Raw genomic sequence first — 23,835 nt, 5'->3', positions numbered from 1 at the left:
AGTTTAAGAAATACTAGATTTACTGGTCTATTTTCTCTAGTTACTCATATTCATAGAGTAGAAAAGGAAAAATGAGGAGGATTTAGATGCCAGGGATTATTCGCAAGGCGATGAAAGAGGATTTGAGTATTTTGGAGGAATTTTTAATTAGGGCAAATCTGGGGACAAGTGGGATTTCAGATGAAGATGCCTGCAGCTTTTTATTGCTGGAGAACGAGAGTGGAGTTTTGGAAGGGACGCTCGGAATGGAGACGATTGCGGAATATGGATTTTTGCGCTCACTAGTAGTAAAACCTGGTCAAGTAGAAAAGGAAATCATTGTCCTGTTTGAACAAATGGTGAAACTGGCCAAAAGCAAGGGAATGAGAAGTTTATTTTTGGCAACAAATAAAATAGTGACACTTCCATTTTTTAATATGTTAGGCTTTGAAAAAGTGGAAAGGGAAGAGCTGCCGAAGGAATTTTATCAATCTGAGCACATTCGACACGTTTTAAATGTGGATAACTCGTTATTTTTAAAATTTTCTCTATAATTGTGGATATATCCCCCTAGTTATCCACTTTTTTAACGGATTTATACACAATTTGTGGATAAAAACTTGTATTTATGCCCACCTTCTTTTATACTTGCAAACGTATTATGTGAAAAATGTGTGTCAAACGCCCATATTCGGCAAAATTCGACTGAAATTAGGCTGGACCATAAAGGTGGATAACTATGAACACAATTGTATTGAAAGTGGATAAGTATGTGGATAAATTAGAAAGTAATCCACAGGTTGTGGATGCAGCGATACTTTTGAGAGAAAATGAAGTAGTCGCCCTGCCAACTGAGACGGTTTACGGCCTGGGTGGGAATGCTGAAAGTGATGAAGCAGTTGGGAAAATTTTTGCTGCCAAAGGAAGACCTGGGGATAACCCGTTAATTATTCACATTGCGGAAACAGAACAGCTGAAGGACTTTGTGGAAGAGATTCCGGAAAAGGCCCAAGTTTTGATGGGTAAGTTCTGGCCGGGTCCACTGACGATCATTTTTAAATTAAAGCAAGGAATTTTATCTGAAAAAGCGACAGCAGGCCTTGCAACTGTTGGCGTACGGATGCCGGACCATCCTGTTGCTTTGGCACTGTTGAAAACATGCGGCCTGCCGATTGCTGCGCCAAGTGCAAACAGCTCCGGGAAACCAAGCCCGACCAAGGCTGAGCATGTTATTGACGATCTAAACGGGAAAATTGCAGGAGTGGTTGACAGCGGCTCAACCGGGGTTGGTGTTGAATCCACCGTACTGGACTGTACAGAAGAGATTCCTATCATATTGAGGCCAGGCGGTGTAACAAAAGAGCAGCTCGAGAAAGTGATCGGCGAAGTACGTCTCGACCAGGCGCTTTCAGATGAAACAGCAAAACCGAAAGCACCGGGAATGAAGTATCGTCACTATGCACCGAATGCCGATATGTATTTAGTGTCAGGCACCAGAGAATTTCTCCAACGTTTGGTGAAGGAAAAGCGGGACGAAGGACTTCGGGTCGGGGTGCTGACGACGGAGGAGCATCAGGCGGATTATGAGGCGGATGTGGTTCTAGTGTGCGGAAAGCGAGCCGAGCTTGAGTCAGTGGCAACCGCCCTTTATGATACATTAAGGCGTTTTAATCAAATGAATGTTGACGTCATTTTTAGTGAAGTGTTTCCATCAAGCGGTGTGGGGCAGGCAATTATGAACCGTCTTCTGAAAGCTGCTGGAAATAAAATCATAGTGGAATAGATTATTTCAAGGTACCAGGTTCCCAAGTCAAGGGAGCCTGGTTTTTTATTTGGGGAAGTCGATAAAATCATATTCGCTGCCCCCAGTCATCCAAATAGTGAGCCGCAGACGAATTCACCATGAAACTTCTAAAAGGGTGTGGACGTGCATATGTTGAAATAGTTAGTCCAAGGAGGCGGAAAGAGACGATGTCAGAACTGTTTGGAGAAATTGTAACACTCACAATCATGGCAGCAGCTTTAGGAATGGATGCCTTCTCGGTCGGGCTTGGCATGGGGATGTATAAACTGCGGCTTAGGAAAATCTTTAACATTGGTATCACGATCGGCCTTTTCCATGTGTGGATGCCGCTAGTCGGCATGTTGGCAGGGAAATTTCTCTCAGAAAAATTTGGAGCGATAGCCTCTATTTTAGGAGGGCTGTTGTTAATTGTATTAGGTTTGAATATGATTTGGTCAAGTCTAAAGCAGGGATCGGAGAAAGTCATGACTCCTGCCGGTTTTGGCCTCATAATTTTTGCCTTAAGTGTCAGCCTTGATAGCTTTTCTGTCGGTTTGACACTTGGAATATATGGTGCTAAAACAGTGGTCGTTATTTTATGCTTTGGGATCATTGCCACAATTCAAACATGGGCGGGGCTCTTGCTGGGGAGAAAAGTGCAGGGGTGGCTCGGGACATATGGCGAGGTATTGGGCGGAGCAATTTTACTTGCCTTTGGCTTGAAGTTAATCGTGATCCCATAAAGACCCATAAGTGACAAATTCTTATGAATCTACCTTTTTTTATGATAGAATAATATTGGAAAAAATATGAATCTTTCAATCTAAAAAAGATAGATTTTCTTGAGGAGGAGCAGCTGGTGCAGCCAAGATTATGGGGTAGATTTCTTATTTGTTTTTTCGTTATCACTATTTCTTGCATTCCTGGGCTTGCTTTTGCTGATACCGCAGGGCAGGAAAATGCTATTCAAATTTTTGGGAAAGTAACCGACCAAACGACCGCCATTAACGGAACTGCGCATCCGAATGCTGTTATAAAAATAACAGTGAAAGACAGCTTGCTTGCAACTACAAATGCGAACGATGCAGGAGGGTTTTCTGTCGTGATTGCCAAGCAGCCGGCAAATACCCTTTTAACTATTACTGAAGATGATGGGAAAAATACATATTCATTCAATGTAACTGTGATAGCGACAGGCTGGATTCAGGAGAATGGGCAGTGGTACTTTTACAATAGCAACAGTGAAAAGCAGACCGGCTGGATGGATGATCAGGGAAAGCGGTATTTTCTTGACAAAACGGGCGCAAGGCAAACCGGCTGGCTTCTCAACCAAGGGAGTTGGTACTTTTTAAATAGCAATGGTGCTATGCAGACTGGCTGGATTTATAATGGAGGATATTGGTATTACTTGAAAGCAAACGGCCAGATGCAGACTGGCTGGGTGTTAGACAGCGGCAAGTGGTACTATTTGTACGGCTCAGGGAAAATGGCAACAGGCTGGGTGTATACAGGCGGCAAATGGTATTATCTAAATTCAAACGGTGTGATGCAGACGAGCTGGGTGAAGGTAAATGGCAAGTTCTATTTCCTAAATGCGGATGGGTCGATGAGGACAGGCTGGTTTCAAAGTGGTGGGGATTGGTACTACCTTAGCTCAAGCGGTGCTGTCGCTAGCGTTATTTTGGATGCCCCGTTGATTGCCCAAATGCCGGAGCTGCCGCGCGGCTGTGAGGTCACTTCGCTATCAATGATGCTGCGAGATGCAGGGGTAAAGGCTGATAAAATGACCTTGGCATTACAAGTGAAAAAGGATCCGACACCGTATTCCAAGGTAAATGGGCAGGTGTATTTTGGAAATCCTTATACCGGGTTTGTCGGGGATATGTACTCTTTCAGCAATCCGGGCCTTGGGGTCTATCATGGACCAATTAAGGAACTGGCAGAAAAGTACATCCCAAATCGTGTCATTGATTTTACCGGCAGCAAGTTTGAAGATATATATCAGTATTTAAATAGTGGTAAATCAGTATGGGTGATTAATAACACATTATTTGATACCGTTCCAACGCAATATTGGTATGTCTGGAACACGCCCAAAGGGAAAATTTCCATCACCTACAAGGAACACAGTGTATTGGTAACAGGCTATGACAGCCGGTATATTTATTTTAATGATCCGCTTGCGGTGATAAAAAATCGAAAAGTTGCTATTAGTACTTTTAAACGCGGGTGGGAGCAAATGGGCAGCCAGGCCATCAGCTGGCGCTAATGAGAAAACTTTCTTGGAGATAGGACGCTTTTTAAATCGGGAAAAATTGGACACAAGCCTCAGTTTGCTTTTGATAAAATTGTTTTATAATAGGATATAAAGGGGGCAGGCAGGATGCAGCGTATTTTATTCGTATGCACGGGGAATACATGTCGGAGTCCAATGGCGGAAGCGATTTTAAAAAGTAAAAACATTGCTGGGCTTGAGGTGAAGTCTGCGGGAATATTTGCTTCAAGTGGGAGTGAAGCCTCCTCGCATGCGCAAAAAGTACTCGGTGACAACGATATTAATCACAACCATAGAGCTACGTTATTAACTGGAAGTGAAGTGGCCTGGGCTGATTTGATTTTAACGATGACCTCTGCTCATAAATTTGCCATCCAGCAGCAATACCCACAAGCGATTGAAAAACTTTTTACGCTAAAAGAATTTAATGGCGAAACATTTGATCATGATGTCAGTGATCCGTTTGGCGGGAGCTTGGCTGTGTATCAAGGGACTTTTCAAGAGCTGAGGAAATTGATTGATAAAACGGTTGGAAAATTAAAGCAAATGAATGAAGACTGGGGCGAATAGGAATAATCGAAGCTTGGACCTGCCAAATTGGCAGGCCTCTTTATTTTGGGTTTCGGCAGGCACCAGAGGCTCGACTTGCTGAATATTCCTCTATATTAGCGGATGAGGGGGCCGATAACCATGTTTTCGAAGCCCTCTTTACTAGCGGGTCACCATAATTGACTTAGGGGCAGCTAACTTACCTTTTGGATAATCGAACTTTACTTGAGAAAAACGCTCCATTATTTATGGTTCATCAAGCATTGTCCGCAGATAAACTTGAGTGGGTGCTTTTGCCAATGGCGTTTGATAAGGTCTTCTTGTATTCTAATTCATAATAACTATGGTAGAATAGTAGCCAGAAAATATGTGAGCGGCATTCTGAGAGGAGGGGCGGCCTGTGCGGTCAAAATTATGGTTAATGGGTGTGGTGGTTTTACTAGTAATCTCTTATCCATTAAGCTCGAGGCAATTCATTGCTCACTCAGCCTGGCAGGGAGAGCCCATTCGATTTAGCGGAAAGATTACTGACCAAACGACAATTATTAAAGGGACGGCCTCCCCTAATACCACGATTCGGGCTGAAACAAAAGCCGGCTTGTTAAATAGCACAAAAGCAGATGGTACAGGGAATTTTATTTTGTCCATTCCTAAGCAGACTAGTAATACGATTTTAAAAATTACAGACGATCATAAACGGTTAGTAAATGTCAAAATCTCGGCGACTGGGTGGATTAAAGAAGGGGAAAACTGGTACTTTTTAAATGGTAATGGTGAAAAACAGACAGGATGGATCCAATACCAAAGCAAACGCTATTTTCTTAATCAGAACGGTGTGATGGAGAAGGGCTGGATCCATGATGCCCGACATTGGTATTTTCTAGATTCAACCGGCGCCATGCAGACGGATTGGGTAGAAGTGAATGGCAAACGGTATGACCTTAATTCCAATGGTGTGATGTTGACAGGCTGGGTTCAAAATAGCAAAGGGAAATTTCTTCTTGGACCAGATGGTGCCGTTTCATCTGCGATTTTAGATGTTCCGATTGTTTCCCAATTACCGGAGCTGCCGCGCGGCTGTGAGATCACTTCGCTTACAATGCTGCTGAAGAGTGCTGGGATCGAGGTAGATAAAATGACATTGTCTTCCCAAATAGAAAGGGATCCGACACCCTATTCACGTGTAAATGGTCAAATTAATTATGGCAATCCTAACAAAGGCTTTGTCGGTGATATGTATAACATCAACAATTTGGGGTACGGGGTATATCATGGTCCTATTGCTAAACTGGCCAATCGATATATGCCAAATCGGATTATTGATTTTACAGGCAGTAAATTTGAAACCATGTTTCAATATTTAAATAAAGGGAAACCGGTATGGGTCATAATCAATACGTTGTTTGATACAACACCATCACAATACTGGGTTACTTGGAATACGCCAGAAGGGCGTATCTCTATAAATGGCAAAGAGCACAGTGTATTGGTGACCGGTTATGACAGCCGATATATTTATTTTAATGATCCGCTTTCCGGAATAAAAAATGACAAGGCGCCCCTCCATTCTTTTAAAAGCGGATGGGAGCAAATGGGAAGCCAGGCAATCAGTTATCGTTAAAAATTTTTCCAATATAATTTCAGCTTGATTATACCGCCAATTGGCGGGGTATTTCCTAAAAAAACTTCCTTCGCCAACAGTGCGGAGGGAGGTTTTTTTGCGAAAGAGCCGACCTCTATTTTCGCTTTATATTTTTCATAGGGTATGTCAAAATTATAAGCAGATTGAAATTAGATAGGGGGCATTTAAGGTGAGAGTGGCAATAGCATCTGACCATGGCGGGATTCAAATCCGTCAGGAAATTGCAAAATTATTGGATGAACTTAAAATTGAATATGTGGATTTTGGCTGTGACTGTGAAACATCAGTAGATTATCCGGACTATGCGCTTCCGTTGGCGGAAAAGGTTGCGAGCGGCGAGTTTGACCGCGGTATCCTAATTTGTGGGACAGGGATAGGTATGAGTATTAGTGCCAATAAGGTAAAAGGGATCCGCTGTGCATTATGCCATGATACCTTTAGTGCCAAATATACGCGGCTTCATAATGATTCAAACATCCTGGCAATGGGTGAGCGTGTCATTGGCCCTGGGCTGGCAAGGGAAGTAGCTGAAATTTGGCTTACTACCGAGTTTGAAGGCGGACGCCATGCCAATCGGATTGGCAAAATTGCCGAATATGAGAATAAGCACCTTTAATTTTTTGTTTTTATGGAACGTTCGTGAGTGGTATTTTGCTTAAACGAAGTTCTATGGCAACATGATTTTATTTTTTAGAAAACGAGAAATGGTATGAGAGCAGCAGGTTTCAATAGAACATTGGATGCCTGGAACAAAAGCATGAACAGAAAGGTCGAGGCTGATGATTCACGAATGGGAAAAAGAATGGGAAGCAGTTTTAGCGGAATTTAAGGAACAAGCTTCACTAAAGCCCGGGCAGCTTCTGGTAGTTGGCTGCAGTACGAGTGAAGTGGCAGGGGAGCGCATCGGGACTGCGGGTACTTTCGATGTCGCAGAAATGATTTTTCGCGGCCTGGAGAAATTACGGGCAGATACGGGAATCCATTTGGCATTCCAATGCTGCGAACATTTAAACAGAGCGGTTGTCATGGAACGTGGCACGGCCATTCAGCGCGGCTATGAAGAAGTATCGGTTGTGCCTGTAAGGACAGCTGGCGGTGCGATGGCAACTTTTTCCTTCGAACACTTGGAAGATGCCGCTGTGGTTGAATTTGTAAAAGCAGAAGCCGGAATCGACATAGGCAGCACACTCATCGGCATGCATCTAAAACACGTCGCCGTCCCAGTTCGCGTCAAACAAAAAACAGTCGGCAGCGCCTACGTGACCCTTGCCAAAACTAGGCCGAAACTCATCGGAGGCGCCCGCGCCGTCTACGAGCGTAAAAAAGAAAACACAAGCTGCAGTTAACCGTATAGCCATAGTGTAATGGCTGTGTCAATGGCGGTGTCAGGCACCGCTCGTGGACATTTTTGCAGTTTTGTCCGTGTGGAGTGGACTTTTGTTTATGTAAGCGGTGACTTACACCTTTTTCTTTATTTTCTAAAAAAACATGCTACAATGGAGAAGAAATTTTGAAGCTCTTGTGTTTTTGATACATACCAAAGGGGGATAATTATGAAGCATTTGTCTCAATCGGATGATCAGGTTTTTCAAGCGATTCAACAGGAATTAGGCCGTCAGCGTGCCAAAATTGAACTTATTGCGTCAGAGAACTTTGTAAGTGAAGCGGTTATGGAGGCGCAGGGTTCTGTATTAACTAATAAGTATGCGGAAGGCTATCCTGGACGCCGTTACTATGGTGGCTGCGAATATGTCGATGTAGTTGAAGATTTAGCTCGCGAACGCGCCAAGCAGATTTTCGGAGCGGAATATGTCAACGTACAGCCACATTCTGGTGCACAAGCAAATATGGCTGTGTATTTCACTATTCTCGAGCAGGGTGACACAGTACTGGGTATGAACCTATCACATGGCGGTCACTTAACGCACGGCAGCCCGGTTAATTTCAGCGGTGTTCAATACAATTTCGTTGAATATGGTGTTGATAAAGAAAGCCATCGCATCGATTATGATGATGTATTAGCAAAGGCACGTGAACATAAGCCAAAGTTGATTGTCGCAGGTGCGAGCGCCTACCCGCGCGAAATTGATTTTGCTAAATTCCGTGAAATCGCGGATGAAGTTGGTGCTTACCTAATGGTAGATATGGCTCACATTGCTGGTCTTGTAGCTGCAGGCCTGCATCAAAACCCAGTGCCATTTGCTGACTTTGTTACAACAACGACTCATAAAACGTTACGCGGACCGCGCGGCGGGATGATTCTTTGTAAAGAAGAATTTGGCAAAAAGATTGATAAATCCATTTTCCCTGGAATTCAAGGCGGTCCACTGATGCATGTCATTGCAGCAAAAGCCGTTGCTTTCGGTGAAGCGTTGCAAGATAGCTTTAAAGAATATGCCCAGCAAATTATTACCAATGCCAAACGTTTAGCAGAAGGTTTGCAAAGCGAGGGCTTAACACTTGTTTCCGGTGGAACGGACAACCACTTGTTATTAGTGGATGTGCAAAACCTTGGCCTTACAGGCAAGGTTGCAGAACATGTTCTTGATGAAGTCGGCATTACGGTTAACAAAAACACGATCCCATATGATCCGCAAAGCCCATTCGTTACTAGTGGTGTCCGTATTGGTACAGCTGCTGTAACTAGCCGTGGGTTTGGTTTAGCGGAAATGGACGAAATTGCTTCTATTATTGCTTTCACCTTGAAAAATCATGAGGATGAAGCAAAGCTTGATGAAGCTCGTCAGCGCGTCAATGCGTTAACAGATAAGTTCAAGCTTTACCCTGAATATTAATCATTTCCTGAAAAATAATAATTACTACCTTTAGAATCGGCCCCCATTCGATTGCGGGCCGATTTTTTTCGGTGAAAAAGCCGCTAATGGGCCGGAGGACAGACCGAATTGAGTTATTTGACCATGAGGAAGCCTCTCGTAGATAGAAGAACAGGAATAATTGAAGGATTTGTCTATAAGAGATTCGTTTATGCCTGAGAAGTTTAGCAAATTGACTATTTCTCCAAGTCTGAACCTTCATTTGGATCTATTTTTTGAAAAATCTTACTAGTATTTACGTCTAGTTCTTTAGTTGCTCTATGTTATATTTTTCTGTAAAATGAGACGAAGTGTGCAATTAATTTAAAAAAAGGGGCGATTGTTGTGGCAAAAGTGTACGTTTTCGACCATCCACTTATCCAGCACAAGCTTACTTACATACGTGATAAAAACACAGGAACAAAGGATTTCCGCGAGCTTGTGGACGAAGTGGCCACGCTCATGGCATTTGAAATTACAAGGGATATGCCGTTGGAAGAAGTGGAAATTGAAACACCAGTTTGTACGACAAAATCGAAAGTGTTGTCCGGAAAAAAAATCGGCCTCGTTCCAATTTTACGTGCCGGCATCGGTATGGTAGACGGAATCTTGAAATTAATTCCAGCCGCTAAAGTCGGACATGTGGGTTTATACCGCGATCCTGAAACATTAATGCCGGTTGAATATTACGTTAAACTCCCAAGCGATGTAGAGGAGCGTGACTTCATTGTTGTTGACCCCATGCTAGCGACAGGTGGATCAGCGAATGTTGCCATAGAGGCCTTGAAAAAACGCGGTGCAAAAAACATCAAATTTATGTGTTTAATCGCTGCACCTGAAGGCGTGGAAGCTGTAAAAACAGAGCATCCGGATGTGGACATTTACATCGCAGCACTTGACGAAAAGCTGAATGATCATGGCTACATCGTACCAGGATTAGGCGACGCGGGTGACCGCTTGTTTGGAACAAAATAATTCATTTCATGAGCCGGGCGGATGCCTGGCTTATTTTTGTAGATAGAAAAGAATAACTTTCCTATCAGACATAAGTGCTACTACGCCGCTGTCTTCGCCCTAACGCGCTCGCCAGTCGGCAAATTTTCTTTATTAAAATCTCCCAACTAAGTTTCCGAATATTTTCCCCTAAACAAGAAACGATAAGAAAAAAGGGGAATAACTTCATGAAACTTCTATTGGCACTGCTGCTGGCCTTTCAAACCCCGACACTGGGGAAAACTCTCGTCCATCCACCTATACCAAAAAGCACCCATACGATCGTCGCGATTGTGGTCCTCAACAAACCGCAATCTGAACAACAAATTAAACAGCTGATAAGCTCCTATCATGACGTCAAGCTTCGCCACATCTTTCAAAAGGCTATAACTGGTTTTTCTGTACAAGGCAGTCCAGAGACAATCCAACGTCTTGCTGGACAACAACAGGTTGTACACGTTACACCGGTCACAGAATATCGGGCCGAAACCGAGGAGAGTGTGAAGATCATTGGCGGGGAAGAGGTGCGCAGCTTTTTTAACAAAAATCTCCGGCTAACAGGCAAAGGTGTTACAGTTGGGGTAATCGATACCGGTGTCGACTATACGCATCCGGATTTGCAAAGAAATTACGCCGGCGGTTATGATCTTGTAGATAACGACCGGGATCCGATGGAAACCCGCTCCATCGGGCAGGCAACGATGCATGGCACCCATGTGGCCGGCATTATTGCTGCCAATGGGAAAATTAAAGGTGTGGCTCCGGAAGCTAAAATTGTCGCCTACCGAGCGTTGGGACCGGGCGGTGGCGGTACAACTGAGCAAGTCCTTGCAGCCATTGATCAGGCCATTAAAGATAAAGTGGATATTATGAATCTCTCCCTTGGCAACGATATTAACGGCCCTGATCTTCCCATTAGCCTTGCGTTGAACCGCGCGGTAGAAAACGGAATCGTAGCAGTAGCAGCTTCAGGAAATGCAGGACCGAATGTTTGGACGGTCGGATCGCCAGGAACTGCTTTAAAAGCAATTTCTGTAGGAGCCTCCACTCCAACATTAGAAATACCGTATTTATTAATAGAAGGAATTCGTCAGAAAATTCGCATACAACCAATGGAGGGATCAGGGAAGTGGAAAATTGACCGTTCGTTGGAGATGGTCGATGGCGGAATGGGCCGAAAAAAAGAGTTAACCAATGTTCAGGGGAAAATTGTTCTGATGAAACGTGGCGCATTAACATTCACTGAAAAAGCAAAAAACGCTTATGATGCAGGCGCTAGGGCAGTATTAATTTATAACAATATAAGCGGTTCTTTTATGGGTAACTTGGAAAGCTCCAGCCCGATTCCCGTCGGCTCCCTTTCAAAATGGGAAGGGGAATTGATCAGAAAACAATTAAAGCAGCAAAACTTGTTGACACGATATATATCTGTTGAAGAAAAGGATCAGCTGGCTGACTTTAGTTCCCGCGGACCAGTAACGGGAACATGGGACATTAAACCGGATTTGGTCGCACCTGGAGTTGCTATCAACTCAACAATTCCAGGAGGGTACTTATCATTGCAGGGAACAAGTATGGCAGCTCCTCATGTTGCCGGTGCCTGTGCCTTAATAAAGCAGGCTCATCCTGAGTGGACACCGGAACAAATCAAGGCGGCGCTGATGAATACTGCCAAACCGCTTGTTCATGACGAATCAGTTGAAATTGGAAAATACGAAAGCCCTCATCTGATGAAGGATGCAGAGGGCCGTACAGCTTACCGTACCTTTGAGCAGGGGGCAGGCAGGATTCGGGTTGATCAGGCCGTCAAGGCGGAATCGTTAGTATTGCCGGGAAGTATTCGATTTGGAAAATTTACAAACAGCAGTAACCTGCATGAAGCTGAGTTGAAGATAGAGAATATTACCAGCCATCCGATCGCCTATTCGTTCATCGTACCCAAAAAGGTGGTGGGGCTGGAGTGGCGACTTCCACTATCATTTTCAATAGGGCCGAAGGAAACCAAAACAGTAAAGGTAACGCTGGCAGTAGATCCGCTATTATTTAAAGACAAGGTCCATGATGGTTTTTTAACGATTAGTGCGGGCGGAGAACAGATTCACATTCCTTATTTGTATGTACTAAAAGAGCCGGATTACCCTAGAGTGATGGGTTTTGACTTTGCACAGGGAGATAAGCCTGGAACATACCGTTACGAAGTTTATCTGCCAGGAGGAGCTGAAGAATTCGGCATTGCGCTCTTTGATCCGCAAGATTACCGCTTTATCGGCTTCCTCGACACAAAAACAAACGTAAAAAAAGGACTCATCCGCAAAGAATTCAAAACAGAAGACCTCCCCCCCGAAGGTGTTTACCTTATCAAAGTCTTTGCCAAAAAAGCAGGCAAAGAAGACTCCATTCAAACAGGAATCGTCATCGACAAATAGGTGTCAGGCACCATGTGAATTTTTCACATGGTGCCTGACACCTAAAATTATTTAAAAAAAGTTTTTAAAATGAGAATTTGATGAGAATTTTTTAAGTTTATGAGTTATAATCTAAGAATGGGTAAGAATTTGGCGGTATAGTGTTGTTTTTTGTTATATAATAGATGATAGAAAAGAGGAATCTGTACTAATCACAAGCCTTTTTATTTCCTAGAAAAATCGCCGTTTTCAGACAAAATTCACGATGGACATCTTTGACATTTTTGTGAATATTATTGCCTGAAATCAATTGACATTGGCATATGCCTATTATATACTTACATAGGGTGTGGAATGATAGGGTTTTCACAATGTTTTCAGTGATTTTTATCACTGATAGCCTGTTTTACATATGAAAGTTTTATGAAATTTTCACCTTCCGCCTCTCATTCTCTGATCGTGAGGATGTGATCTGTATGGGTCAAAAAAATCAAAAGAACCGCAACCCTTTTCAAGCAATGGCATTAATGTCCGCAATTCTTTTCCAATTAGTAGGATGTATTCTTATAGGTATTTTTGCAGGCAGATGGCTGGATAATCATTGGGGAACAGAGCCAATTTTCTTAATAGTCGGACTGTTATTAGGATTAGCAACAGGGACTTACTCTATGCTACGATCAATCCGCAACTATTTTTCGGAGGATTGATTCGAAATGCTAGAGATTATTGGAATGTATAAGCGCGCCTGTAAATGGATGTTTTATCTTTTGGCTGTTTATGTCATTGGCTGGGGATTTACTGAATACCATAGTGTCTTTATGGGCTTGATTCTTGGAACAGCAACTAGTCTAATAAACCTGATGCTGTTGTTCAGAATAATGAAAAAGTTTGATAAATCCGTCACAAATGGCAAAAAAGTTAAATCGCTTGGATCACTATCAAGATTAGCAATGGTAGCGATATCAGTAATGGTCGCCATAAAATGGACACAGTATTTTAATCTGATAAGTGTTGTAATGGGACTAATGACGAATTATATTGTCATTATGATAGATTTTCTAATCCAATCACTTAATGTTCATAAAAAAGATAGGAAGTGAGGTGAGGTAACGTGAATGAAGGAGCTCCAATCGTCAAATTCATGGGCCTTTATTTTAATTTAACGAACATACTTATGATCACGGTTGCCAGTGTAATTGTTGTCATTATTGCTATGATTTCGACAAGAAAGTTGGCAATGAAACCAACGGGAATGCAGAATTTCCTCGAATGGGTAATGGATTTTGTAAAGAGCATTATCAACAGCATGATGGATTGGCAAGATGGTGGCAGGTTTCATATTCTTGGGATCACATTAATCTTGTATATTTTCGTGTCAAATATGCTGGGCCTTCCGTTTTTAATCACTGTTAATGGTACAGAATGGTGGCGCTCGCCGACATCTGATCCTACAGTGGCGCTGACGTTAGCTGTAATGGTTGTGGCGCTTTCCCATTTCTATGGAGTTAAGTTAAAGGGAGCAAAAGGATATGGAAAAGGGTTTTTTGAGCCGCTTCCATTCTTATTTCCGTTGAAAATTATTGAGGAATTTGCTAATACATTAACACTTGGTTTGCGTCTTTTTGGAAATATTTATGCCGGTGAATTGCTGTTGTCCCTGTTGATAACTGGCTTAGCCAAAGTCAATGCATTAGGCTTTATTTCAGCAGTTCCATTAACTTTTGTTTGGTTAGGATTTTCAATGTTTGTCAGTACGATTCAGGCATATATTTTCACCATGCTGACAATGGTTTATATGTCCCATAAAGTAAGTAATGATCACTAAGATATTCCTGTTCATTTCATGAGCAAAATATAAATAAGTTTATTTATACAATTAAAGGAGGAACTTTAAAATGAATCTTATAGCAGCAGCAATTGCAGCAGGATTAGCAGCAGTAGGTGCAGGTGTCGGTAACGGTCTTGTAGCAGGTCGTATGGTTGAGGGGATTGCCCGTCAGCCGGAAGCACGTGGAATGCTTTTAACAAACATGTTTATCGGTATTGCGTTAGTTGAAGCATTGCCAATTATCGGCGTCGTTGTCGCGTTCATGGTTTTAAACCGCTAAAATTGAAAGGCTCCAAATGGCGAAGTGAGTGTCAAGAAAACCTTCGCCATTCATTTATGTCTGTTTATAGATAGTGTCAAATAGACTCTTGAAAGGAGTGAACCCAGGGTGTTGAACAATCTCGTCTTGGGTGCAGCCGAAGGCGGTGCCCATATAAATACTGGAGATATCTTATTCCAGCTAGTCGTGTTTATTATTTTACTTGCGGTGCTGAGAAAAGTGGCGTGGGGTCCGTTAATGGGCATCATGAAGCAACGGGAAGACCACATTTCTAACGAAATTAATTCAGCAGAAGAAAGCCGTAAAGAGGCGAAAAAACTTTTAGAAGAGCAAAGAAGTCTTTTAAAAGAAGCACGCAGTGAAGCGCAAAACTTAATCGAAAATGCGAAAAAGCAAGGCGAACTTCAGCGTGAAGAAATCGTTGTGGCTGCGCGTAATGAAGCAGAGCGCGTAAAGGAAGCTGCAAAGCAGGAAATCGAACAGCAAAAAGAAAAAGCAGTTGCTGCTATTCGCGAGCAAGTTGCTCAGCTTTCAGTCTTGATTGCATCGAAAGTCATTGAAAAGGAATTGACACAAGCAGATCAAGATCAGCTGATCAGTGATTATATTAAAGAGGCAGGAGAACGCCGATGACCAACTCCATAGTAGCAAAGCGCTATGCGTCGGCTCTGTTTCAAATTGCAAAAGAAAAGCAGATTTTAACAGCTGTAGAAGAAGAACTTCGTGTAGTCCGGGAAGTATTACAATACAATAACGACATAAAGGTTGTACTAAAATCCTCTAAGCTTACTATTGAGAACAAAAAAGAGATTTTAAAAGCTGCCTTCGCAAATGTAAATGTATACGTCCTTAATACATTATTACTCTTAATTGACCGTCATCGTGAAAATGAAATGGTTGAAGTTGTCAACCAATTTATTCATCTGGCCAATGAGGAAATGGGAATTGCCGAAGCAAAAGTATACAGCGTTCGACCGCTTTCAGATAGTGAACGCGAAGCGATTTCGAATGTATTCGCTAAGAAAATAGGTAAAAAATCACTCAAAATTGAAAATTTCGTGGATTCCGATTTGCTTGGAGGCATCGTGCTTCGGATCGGAAACCGTATATATGATGGTTCATTAAAAGGAAAATTGAACCGTTTAGAACGTAAATTGTTAACCTAAGATTCGAAAGACTAGGGGTGAAACTCATGAGCATCAAAGCTGAAGAAATTAGTTCCCTGATTAGACAGCAAATTGAAAACTATCAGGCGGAAATTCATGAAACCGATGTAGGTACAGTTATCTCTGTCGGTGACGGTATCGCACGTGTTCATGGTCTAGACAACTGTATGGCCGGAGAACTTGTTGAATTTTCAAATGGCGTTATGGGTATGGCGCAAAACCTTGAAGAAAATAACGTCGGTATTATTATTCTTGGACCATTCACCGATATTCGTGAAGGTGATGAGGTTCGCCGTACTGGACGCATCATGGAGGTTCCAGTTGGTGAAGAATTGATCGGACGCGTTGTAAACTCTTTAGGACAACCTATGGACGGTATGGGGCCAATAAATACGACAAAAACCCGCCCAGTAGAAGCAATTGCTCCTGGCGTTATGGCTCGTAAATCTGTTCATGAACCACTACAAACAGGTATTAAAGCAATTGACGCTCTTGTGCCAGTTGGACGCGGTCAGCGTGAATTGATCATCGGCGACCGTCAAACAGGTAAAACTTCTGTTGCCATCGATACTATTTTGAACCAAAAAGGTCAAAACATGATTTGTATCTATGTGGCAATTGGCCAAAAAGAATCAACAGTTCGTAATGCTGTTGAAACTTTAAGAAAATATGGCGCCCTTGAATATTCTATCGTTGTAACTGCTTCTGCTTCACAGCCGGCTCCGCTATTATTCTTAGCACCGTATGCTGGTGTTACTATGGCAGAAGAATTTATGTATTCAGGTAAACACGTATTAGTTGTATACGATGATTTATCAAAACAAGCTGCTGCATATCGTGAGCTTTCCTTGTTGCTTCGCCGTCCTCCAGGTCGTGAAGCTTATCCAGGGGATGTATTCTACTTGCACTCTCGTTTATTAGAGCGCGCAGCTAAATTAAGCGATGATCTTGGTGCAGGTTCTATTACTGCGTTACCATTCATAGAAACACAAGCAGGGGACGTATCAGCATACATCCCGACAAACGTTATCTCCATCACAGATGGACAAATTTTCTTGCAATCCGACCTCTTCTTCTCCGGTGTTCGTCCGGCGATCAACGCAGGTCTTTCCGTATCCCGTGTAGGGGGATCAGCGCAAATCAAGGCGATGAAAAAAGTTGCCGGTACCTTGCGTCTTGACCTTGCATCCTACCGAGAATTAGAAGCATTTGCCCAGTTCGGATCTGACTTGGACAAAGCGACACAAGCGAAGCTTGCCCGCGGTGCTCGTACCGTAGAAGTCCTAAAACAGGATCTTCACAAGCCTCTTTCTGTTGAAAAACAAGTTGCGATTTTGTATGCATTAACACGCGGTTTCCTTGATGATATTCCTTTACAGGATATTGGCCGCTTTGAATCAGAATTCCATAACTGGTTAGACCACAATCGCAAAGAGCTGTTAGACCATATTACAAAAACGAAGGATCTTCCTTCTGATGCGGACATGGCAGCTGCTATCAACGACTTTAAAAAGACGTTTGCCGTTTCCGAATAAGGTCTGACTTAGACATAGATGATCATAAGCTGCCAGATTTACTGTTATGCAGTTAGTCTGAGTTAGCAAATGCATGTATGTGTTCAGAATTTATCAATCTAAATTCTGATGAGCTAAAGTAATGCAATGGCGTCTTCCGCCCTTATAAGGCGGGAGGTGCTGGGCTTACATTCTTTGAATGAGGGTGGTGAGAACCTATGGCATCATTACGCGATATAAAAACTCGCATCAATTCTACGAAAAAGACGAGTCAAATTACCAAAGCAATGGAGATGACGTCTGCGGCGAAATGGAATCGCAGTGTTGTCAATGCCAAGGCATTTGTCCCTTATATGGAAAAAATCCAGGAGGTAACAGCTTCTATTGCTGTTGCCAGTAGAGGTGCAGCACATCCGATGCTGAAAGCTCGTCCTGTTAAGAAGACTGGTTATATTGTGATTACATCAGACCGCGGATTGGCTGGAGCGTATAACAGTAACGTAATCCGCCGTGTTATGCAAGCCATTCAAAGCCGGCATAAGTCCAATGATGAGTTTTCAATCATTGCTATTGGCCGTGTGGCCCGTGACTTTTTTATCAACCGTGGCTACAATGTGGCTTTAGAGTTTGTTGGTGTTTCCGATCAGCCGTCCTTCACAGATATTAAAGGGATGACAAGCAGCACAGTTGGCATGTTTGCCGATGGAACGTTTGATGAGCTCTATATTTATTACAGCCATTATATTAGTGCAATTTCTCAAGAAGTGACGGAGAAGAAGCTTCTCCCATTATCTGATATTAGTACTGCTTCAAAACTTTCATCCTATGAGTTTGAGCCGTCAGCAGAGGAAATTTTAGACGTTCTCCTGCCGCAATATGCAGAAAGCTTAATTTTCGGCGCATTGCTTGACAGTAATGCAAGTGAACATGCAGCGCGGATGACAGCTATGAGAAATGCAACTGATAATGCAAAAGAATTAATTCGAAACTATACATTAAGCTATAACCGTGCCCGTCAGGCTGCGATTACCCAGGAAATCACGGAGATCGTCGGCGGTGCTGCAGCGCTTGAATAAGCCTGCTGCTGTGCGGTTTTTGAGTTTGCTTTATTTTATAAAATAGCAAGAAGCCTATGTTGGCTTTTTAGTGTTTCATACGAGTAAGTTAGGAGGGAAAAAGATGAACACAGGACGCGTTGTTCAGATTATGGGTCCGGTAGTTGACGTTAAATTTGAAAACGGACATCTGCCAGCGATCAATAACGCATTGAAAATTAGTTATAAAGCGCGGAATGAATCAGAAGTTGATATCAGCTTAACTCTTGAAGTAGCCCTTCATTTAGGTGATGATACTGTTCGGACAATTGCTATGTCTTCTACAGATGGTTTAATGCGCGGCTTGGAAGTAGCCGATACAGGTGCAGCCATCTCAGTACCAGTAGGCGATCCGACACTAGGCCGTGTATTTAATGTATTAGGTGAGCCAATTGACTTAAAAGAGGATATTCCAGCTAACGAGCGTCGTGATTCCATTCACCGCGAAGCACCAAAATTTGAAGAACTTTCAACTGAAGTTGAAATTTTAGAAACTGGTATTAAAGTCGTTGACTTACTTGCACCTTATATCAAAGGTGGTAAGATTGGTCTTTTCGGTGGTGCCGGTGTAGGTAAAACGGTATTAATTCAGGAGTTAATCAATAACATCGCGCAAGAGCACGGCGGTATTTCCGTATTTGCCGGCGTTGGTGAACGTACTCGTGAAGGAAACGACCTTTACCACGAAATGACAGATTCTGGTGTTATTAAGAAAACAGCGATGGTATTCGGACAAATGAATGAGCCGCCAGGTGCACGTATGCGTGTTGCTCTGACTGGTTTGACTATGGCTGAATATTTCCGTGATGAGCAAGGACAAGACGTGTTGTTCTTCATGGATAACATCTTCCGTTTCACTCAAGCAGGTTCAGAGGTTTCAGCCCTATTAGGTCGTATGCCATCTGCGGTAGGTTATCAGCCGACACTTGCTACTGAAATGGGTAAACTACAAGAACGTATTACATCTACAAATAAAGGCTCTGTTACATCCATTCAAGCGATTTACGTACCTGCCGATGACTATACGGATCCGGCTCCAGCTACTACATTCGCTCACTTGGATGCAACAACAAACCTTGAGCGTAAACTTTCTGAGATGGGGATCTATCCTGCGGTGGACCCTCTTGCATCAACTTCTCGTGCATTGTCGCCTGAAATCGTTGGTGAAGAACACTATAGTGTTGCTCGTCAAGTACAGCAGACATTGCAGCGTTACCGTGAATTGCAAGATATCATCGCGATCCTTGGTATGGATGAACTTTCAGATGAGGATAAACTTGTTGTACATCGTGCACGCCGTATCCAATTCTTCTTATCCCAAAACTTCCACGTGGCTGAACAGTTCACTGGCCAGCCAGGTTCATATGTGCCGGTTAAAGAAACTGTTCGCGGATTTAAAGAAATCCTTGAAGGTAAATATGACCATCTTCCTGAAGATGCGTTCCGTCTAGTCGGTCGCATTGAAGAAGTGGTTGAGGCCGCAAAACGCATGGGTGTAGAAGTCTAAACGGCGCCAGGAGGGTAAAAAATGAAGACGATGAAAGTCAGTGTTGTTACTCCCGATGGTCCGGTGTATGAAACAGATGTAGAAATGGTGAGTACAAGAGCAACAAGCGGAGAAATTGGAGTTTTACCAGGCCATATTCCGTTAGTGGCTCCACTTGAAATTACTTCTGTTCGTTTTAAGAAAGATGGTAAAACAGCAGAAGTGATTGCTGTCAGCGGTGGATTCCTTGAGGTTCGTCCAGATGAAGTGACTATTTTAGCCCAAGCGGCTGAAAAAGCTTCCGAAATTGATCTTGAACGTGCCCAAAGAGCAAAAGAACGCGCAGAACAGCGCCTTCAAGAACAGCATCAACAGCACGTTGATTTCAAGCGTGCCGAGATCGCTTTACGCCGAGCCATCAATCGCATCACGGTTGCTGAAGGAAAATTCTAATTTTACAAAACCTCTCCGATTTGATTCGGAGAGGTTTATTTATTTTTACTGGAGAACTGAATACACAAAAATTATATAATTGATAGTTTTTACTCTGTTAAAACAATTGAAATAATGTTATTTATAACAAATAAGAACTATTTTAATATAAAAAATTCGAGAGAAGGTAGTTTCCTTTTGAAATAGTTTGAAACTTCCCTCAATTTTGATATTGACTATAAATGTTATAGAATGTATTATCATATTATAATACAATCAGTAGTGTTGAATAGTAGAGGAGGTTGATGAATAGATAAGGTGTTTTGTAAGGCTATAATTATGAAAGCGGTTAAAAATAGTTTGTCCATTAAAAGACTAAATAGGGGGATATGTGATGAAACGTTTGCTTCATTTAGCAGTTGGTATTTTATTGCTCATGTCAATATTTTTAGCAGGATGTTCCTCGCAGAGTTCAACTTCAAATGCAAATAATGGAAAGATCACCCTTACATTTTTTTACCGTTGGCCTAATGAGCCATATAAGTCTTATTTTAAAAGTGTAATAGCAGACTTTGAAAAACAGCACCCTAATATTCAAATTAATGAAATTACAGCGTTAAATGATGATTATAAACAAAAGGCCAACGTCCTTCTTGGCAGTTCTACCCCACCGGATATTTACTTTAGTTGGGCAGGAGAGTACGGGCAAAAATTTATTCGAGATGGCGTGGCATTGGACCTTTCAAAGTACTTCCAACAAGACTCCAGCTGGTCAAACAGCTTAATCGCGTCACAGGTTAACTTTTTTAAAAAGGATGACAAATTCTACGGAGTTCCTCTTTTTACCGACAGTAAATTATTCTTCTACAACAAAGACATTTTTGACAAATTGCATTTAACAGAACCAAAAACTTGGGATGAGTTTATTTCCGATCTGAAAGCGATAAAAAAGAGCGGAACGACGCCGCTTATTTTAGGAAATAAAGCATCTTGGGCAGCTGCACACTATGTAACAGCATTGAATCAAAGATTGGTACCAAAAGATGTTTTAGATAAAGATTTAAGCTACCAAGGGGCGAAATTTACGGACCCTGGATATGTTGAAGCATTAAAGAAGCTAAATGAATTAAAAACTTATATGAATGACAATCCAAACGCCATTGCCCATGATGAGGCAAGAAACCTGTTCCTTGGCGGAAAAGCAGCCGTCACTTTCCTTGAAACAATGGAAATTACGTATATGAAAGACGCAACATTCAAGTGGGGCACATTTAAAGTACCGACTATTGAAGGAGCAAAAGGGGACCAAGATGGTTTAATCGGTGCACCTGAAGGTTTCATGATTCATAGTAAAACAAAACATCCAAAAGAAGCAATGGAGTTCCTTGAGTTTTTGACTTCTAAAGCGAACGGTGAAAAATTAATCAAGGATACTGGTTTGGCAAGTACTGTTGATGGTGCTGTAAATACAAACACAGCAACGGATCATGAAGTGGATGCTATGAATTTGATTAAAGGTGCAAAAAATATGGAAATCTGGACAGACAGTGCATTAGACAGCCGGATTTTCAAACCTTATGGCGATGGAGTTCAAGCTATGCTTGGCGGATCGATGACACCGGAACAAGTGATGAAGAGTGTTCAGGATGCAGCAAAACAAGTAAATCAATAAATGGCAAATTGAAATCTATAAAATATGTCGGTTTAAGGGGATTCAAGTCCTTTTGGCCGACATATTTTACTAGGATGGGAGGGAAAAGGCTTGCGCAAATCACGTGTAGCTCCATTTTTTTACATGGCACCAGCTTTTATCATGCTTGCTTTGTTTGTTTACTATCCATTAGTCCGGAATGTGGTAAATGGCTTTTATGAATGGAATCCATTTACGTTAGATAAAAAATTTGTGGCAGCCGCTAATTATATTCACCTCTTTAAAGACCCCGTTTTTTTCACGGTGCTTAAGAACAATCTTCTCTACGCCGTAATTTCCGTTATCCTTCAGGTTGGTCTTGGATTAGTGATTGCTGCAGTACTGGAAGACAAAGTTTTCAGGAAGTTTTCAACGTTCTTTCGAACAACCTTTTTTATTCCTGTACTTATTTCCATGACGGTTATCGGGATTCTTTTTAGCTTCGTTTATAATCCGGAAGTTGGAATGCTCAACAGTTTTCTGAAAGCGATCGGCCTAGGAAGTTGGGCGAGGGGATGGCTTGGGGATCCGAAAACAGCCATTTTTGCGGTTATTGCCGTGTCCCAATGGCAAAGCATCGGTTATACCGTCATGTTATATGTGCTGGCAATCCAAAATATTCCCGGGGATTTATATGAAGCCGCTACGATAGATGGGGCGGGGAAAATTAGATCATTTTTCAATATTACAGTACCGCAGGTAAAAGAAATGACCTTTGTACTTTTGGTGTATACCGTGACAGGTTCTTTCTTAGTGTTTAGTGAAGTGTATGTACTGACGAGCGGTGGCCCAAGCAACTCCTCACAGGTGTTTAGTACCTATATGTACCAAAAAGCATTCATCGATAATGAACCTGGATATGCCTCTGCCATTGCCAACGTCATTCTGGGTATAACACTAATCTTCTATTTTGTGCAGAACAAGTTCTTAAAAACAGGGGAGGAGTAAAAATGAAGTTGATGGAACCACAAGGGGATTCAGGGATGGCGCGGCCGGAAGCGGAAAGCGTAAAAATTACGAACATTAACCTAAAAACGAAAAAACATCGACCTGGCTTCTCCATCGTTGCTGGAATCATCTTTCTGTTTCTTCTCCTTTATTTTATTGCAATTGCGTATCCGATTTTTTGGATGATCATGAGTTCTTTTAAAAATACAGCGGCCATTTACAATGACACGTGGGGATTACCTAAAAAGTGGCTTTTTTCAAATTACACCACTGCCTGGCAGCAAGGTGTTTCAAGTTACTTTGTGAATAGTTTAATTATTACGATTGGCACTTGTATTCTCACCGTTTTAGTCAGCTCTCTATGTGCCTATGGATTGGCCAGGTTTCAGCTTAAAGGCGGAAAGTTCCTGCTTTTATTCGTTTCCGCCGGTTTGATGTTCTCGCCGCAAAGCGGATTAATTCCTCTCTATGAATTAATTCAAAAACTAGGGCTCTTGGACACCTATTGGGCGTTAATTATCACATTTACAGCTTACCGGATTCCGCTAACTGTTCTATTAATTCGTTCTTTCTTCCTTTCTATACCGAAAGAACTCGAAGAAGCGGCCTATCTGGAGGGCGCTACAAGTTTGAGTATATTTACAAAAATATTTTTGCCAATGAGTAAACCGATATTATTTACGGGTGTGATTTTAACAGCTTACTATTCTTGGAATGAGTTTTTATTCTCGATTATATTCATTCAAAAAGAAGAGTTAAAGCCAATCACATCTGGTTTGTTGGTTTTCAAGGATGCATTGAACACAAATTGGGGCGTTTTATTGGCCGGGTTGGTCATCTCCGCTGTTCCGCTGATCGCCGTCTTTCTAATGATGCAGAAATATTTCGTCCGCGGTTTGGCAGAAGGCAGTGTGAAAGGATAAACACGGCATTCTAATAGAAAAAAAGGGAGTGAGGA

24 protein-coding genes are annotated in these 23,835 nt (G+C 42.2%); all 24 read left to right on the top strand.

Annotation, left to right across the window (positions count from 1 at the left end; translation table 11 throughout):
- Window positions 1-86: 86 nt before the first annotated feature.
- The gene (locus HPT25_RS06760; RefSeq protein WP_173061775.1) at window positions 87-533 is read left to right on the top strand and encodes a GNAT family N-acetyltransferase; all 447 of its coding nucleotides are present in this window, start codon (window positions 87-89) and stop codon (window positions 531-533) included.
- A 185-nt stretch (window positions 534-718) separates the two neighbouring features.
- Window positions 719-1,762, top strand: a complete 1,044-nt coding sequence (locus HPT25_RS06755; protein WP_173061772.1) for an L-threonylcarbamoyladenylate synthase — start codon at window positions 719-721, stop codon at window positions 1,760-1,762.
- A 188-nt stretch (window positions 1,763-1,950) separates the two neighbouring features.
- Window positions 1,951-2,505, top strand: coding sequence for a manganese efflux pump MntP (locus HPT25_RS06750; RefSeq protein ID WP_173061769.1), 555 nt, complete (start codon window positions 1,951-1,953; stop codon window positions 2,503-2,505).
- A 116-nt stretch (window positions 2,506-2,621) separates the two neighbouring features.
- Window positions 2,622-4,031: a C39 family peptidase gene (locus HPT25_RS29235; RefSeq protein WP_173061766.1), complete on the top strand. Its 1,410-nt coding sequence runs from the start codon at window positions 2,622-2,624 to the stop codon at window positions 4,029-4,031.
- Between the two features lie 114 nt (window positions 4,032-4,145).
- Window positions 4,146-4,607, top strand: a complete 462-nt coding sequence (locus tag HPT25_RS06740) for a low molecular weight protein arginine phosphatase (protein WP_173061763.1) — start codon at window positions 4,146-4,148, stop codon at window positions 4,605-4,607.
- A gap of 379 nt (window positions 4,608-4,986) precedes the next feature.
- A complete protein-coding gene (locus HPT25_RS06735; protein ID WP_173061760.1) occupies window positions 4,987-6,207 on the top strand; it encodes a C39 family peptidase in 1,221 nt (406 codons plus the stop codon).
- A 190-nt stretch (window positions 6,208-6,397) separates the two neighbouring features.
- Entirely contained in the window at window positions 6,398-6,844 is a 447-nt protein-coding gene (gene rpiB, locus HPT25_RS06730) for a ribose 5-phosphate isomerase B (RefSeq protein WP_173061757.1), read from the top strand.
- A 163-nt stretch (window positions 6,845-7,007) separates the two neighbouring features.
- Window positions 7,008-7,574: a TIGR01440 family protein gene (locus tag HPT25_RS06725; protein WP_173061754.1), complete on the top strand. Its 567-nt coding sequence runs from the start codon at window positions 7,008-7,010 to the stop codon at window positions 7,572-7,574.
- A gap of 207 nt (window positions 7,575-7,781) precedes the next feature.
- Window positions 7,782-9,023: a serine hydroxymethyltransferase gene (gene glyA, locus HPT25_RS06720; RefSeq protein WP_173061751.1), complete on the top strand. Its 1,242-nt coding sequence runs from the start codon at window positions 7,782-7,784 to the stop codon at window positions 9,021-9,023.
- A 363-nt stretch (window positions 9,024-9,386) separates the two neighbouring features.
- Window positions 9,387-10,016, top strand: a complete 630-nt coding sequence (upp, locus tag HPT25_RS06715; RefSeq protein WP_173061748.1) for a uracil phosphoribosyltransferase — start codon at window positions 9,387-9,389, stop codon at window positions 10,014-10,016.
- Window positions 10,017-10,222: 206 nt separating this feature from the next.
- Complete coding sequence (locus HPT25_RS06710; protein WP_173061745.1) at window positions 10,223-12,460, top strand: S8 family serine peptidase; 2,238 nt, start codon at window positions 10,223-10,225, stop codon at window positions 12,458-12,460.
- A gap of 455 nt (window positions 12,461-12,915) precedes the next feature.
- Window positions 12,916-13,146 carry an AtpZ/AtpI family protein gene (locus tag HPT25_RS06705; RefSeq protein ID WP_173061743.1) on the top strand — a complete coding sequence of 77 codons (231 nt, stop codon included), beginning with the start codon at window positions 12,916-12,918 and terminating at the stop codon, window positions 13,144-13,146.
- 6 nt (window positions 13,147-13,152) lie between these two features.
- On the top strand, window positions 13,153-13,539 hold the full coding sequence (locus HPT25_RS06700) for an ATP synthase subunit I (RefSeq protein WP_173061741.1): 387 nt from the start codon (window positions 13,153-13,155) through the stop codon (window positions 13,537-13,539).
- 11 nt (window positions 13,540-13,550) lie between these two features.
- Window positions 13,551-14,264, top strand: a complete 714-nt coding sequence (gene atpB, locus HPT25_RS06695; protein WP_173061739.1) for a F0F1 ATP synthase subunit A — start codon at window positions 13,551-13,553, stop codon at window positions 14,262-14,264.
- 70 nt (window positions 14,265-14,334) lie between these two features.
- A complete protein-coding gene (gene atpE, locus HPT25_RS06690; protein WP_173061737.1) occupies window positions 14,335-14,547 on the top strand; it encodes a F0F1 ATP synthase subunit C in 213 nt (70 codons plus the stop codon).
- Between the two features lie 108 nt (window positions 14,548-14,655).
- Window positions 14,656-15,180 carry a F0F1 ATP synthase subunit B gene (gene atpF, locus HPT25_RS06685; RefSeq protein ID WP_173061735.1) on the top strand — a complete coding sequence of 175 codons (525 nt, stop codon included), beginning with the start codon at window positions 14,656-14,658 and terminating at the stop codon, window positions 15,178-15,180.
- Window positions 15,177-15,713 (top strand): F0F1 ATP synthase subunit delta, encoded by a 537-nt coding sequence (locus HPT25_RS06680; RefSeq protein WP_173061733.1) that lies wholly within the window; start codon window positions 15,177-15,179, stop codon window positions 15,711-15,713. Before atpF ends, HPT25_RS06680 begins: the two co-directional genes overlap by 4 nt.
- 26 nt (window positions 15,714-15,739) lie before the next feature.
- Window positions 15,740-17,248 (top strand): F0F1 ATP synthase subunit alpha, encoded by a 1,509-nt coding sequence (gene atpA, locus HPT25_RS06675; protein WP_173061731.1) that lies wholly within the window; start codon window positions 15,740-15,742, stop codon window positions 17,246-17,248.
- Between the two features lie 197 nt (window positions 17,249-17,445).
- A complete protein-coding gene (gene atpG, locus HPT25_RS06670; protein ID WP_173061729.1) occupies window positions 17,446-18,303 on the top strand; it encodes an ATP synthase F1 subunit gamma in 858 nt (285 codons plus the stop codon).
- A 103-nt stretch (window positions 18,304-18,406) separates the two neighbouring features.
- A complete protein-coding gene (atpD, locus tag HPT25_RS06665) occupies window positions 18,407-19,828 on the top strand; it encodes a F0F1 ATP synthase subunit beta (RefSeq protein ID WP_173061727.1) in 1,422 nt (473 codons plus the stop codon).
- A gap of 21 nt (window positions 19,829-19,849) precedes the next feature.
- Complete coding sequence (locus HPT25_RS06660; RefSeq protein ID WP_173061725.1) at window positions 19,850-20,260, top strand: F0F1 ATP synthase subunit epsilon; 411 nt, start codon at window positions 19,850-19,852, stop codon at window positions 20,258-20,260.
- 370 nt (window positions 20,261-20,630) lie between these two features.
- Window positions 20,631-21,911 (top strand): ABC transporter substrate-binding protein, encoded by a 1,281-nt coding sequence (locus tag HPT25_RS06655; protein WP_312857272.1) that lies wholly within the window; start codon window positions 20,631-20,633, stop codon window positions 21,909-21,911.
- Between the two features lie 123 nt (window positions 21,912-22,034).
- On the top strand, window positions 22,035-22,877 hold the full coding sequence (locus HPT25_RS06650; RefSeq protein WP_173070945.1) for a carbohydrate ABC transporter permease: 843 nt from the start codon (window positions 22,035-22,037) through the stop codon (window positions 22,875-22,877).
- A 35-nt stretch (window positions 22,878-22,912) separates the two neighbouring features.
- The gene (locus tag HPT25_RS06645; RefSeq protein ID WP_173070943.1) at window positions 22,913-23,800 is read left to right on the top strand and encodes a carbohydrate ABC transporter permease; all 888 of its coding nucleotides are present in this window, start codon (window positions 22,913-22,915) and stop codon (window positions 23,798-23,800) included.
- Window positions 23,801-23,835 lie beyond the last annotated feature (35 nt).

This window comes from Neobacillus endophyticus, from assembly GCF_013248975.1.
GTDB classification, from domain to species: Bacteria; Bacillota; Bacilli; order Bacillales; family Cytobacillaceae; genus Neobacillus; species Neobacillus endophyticus.
This window is presented reverse-complemented; position numbering and strand designations above follow the sequence as displayed.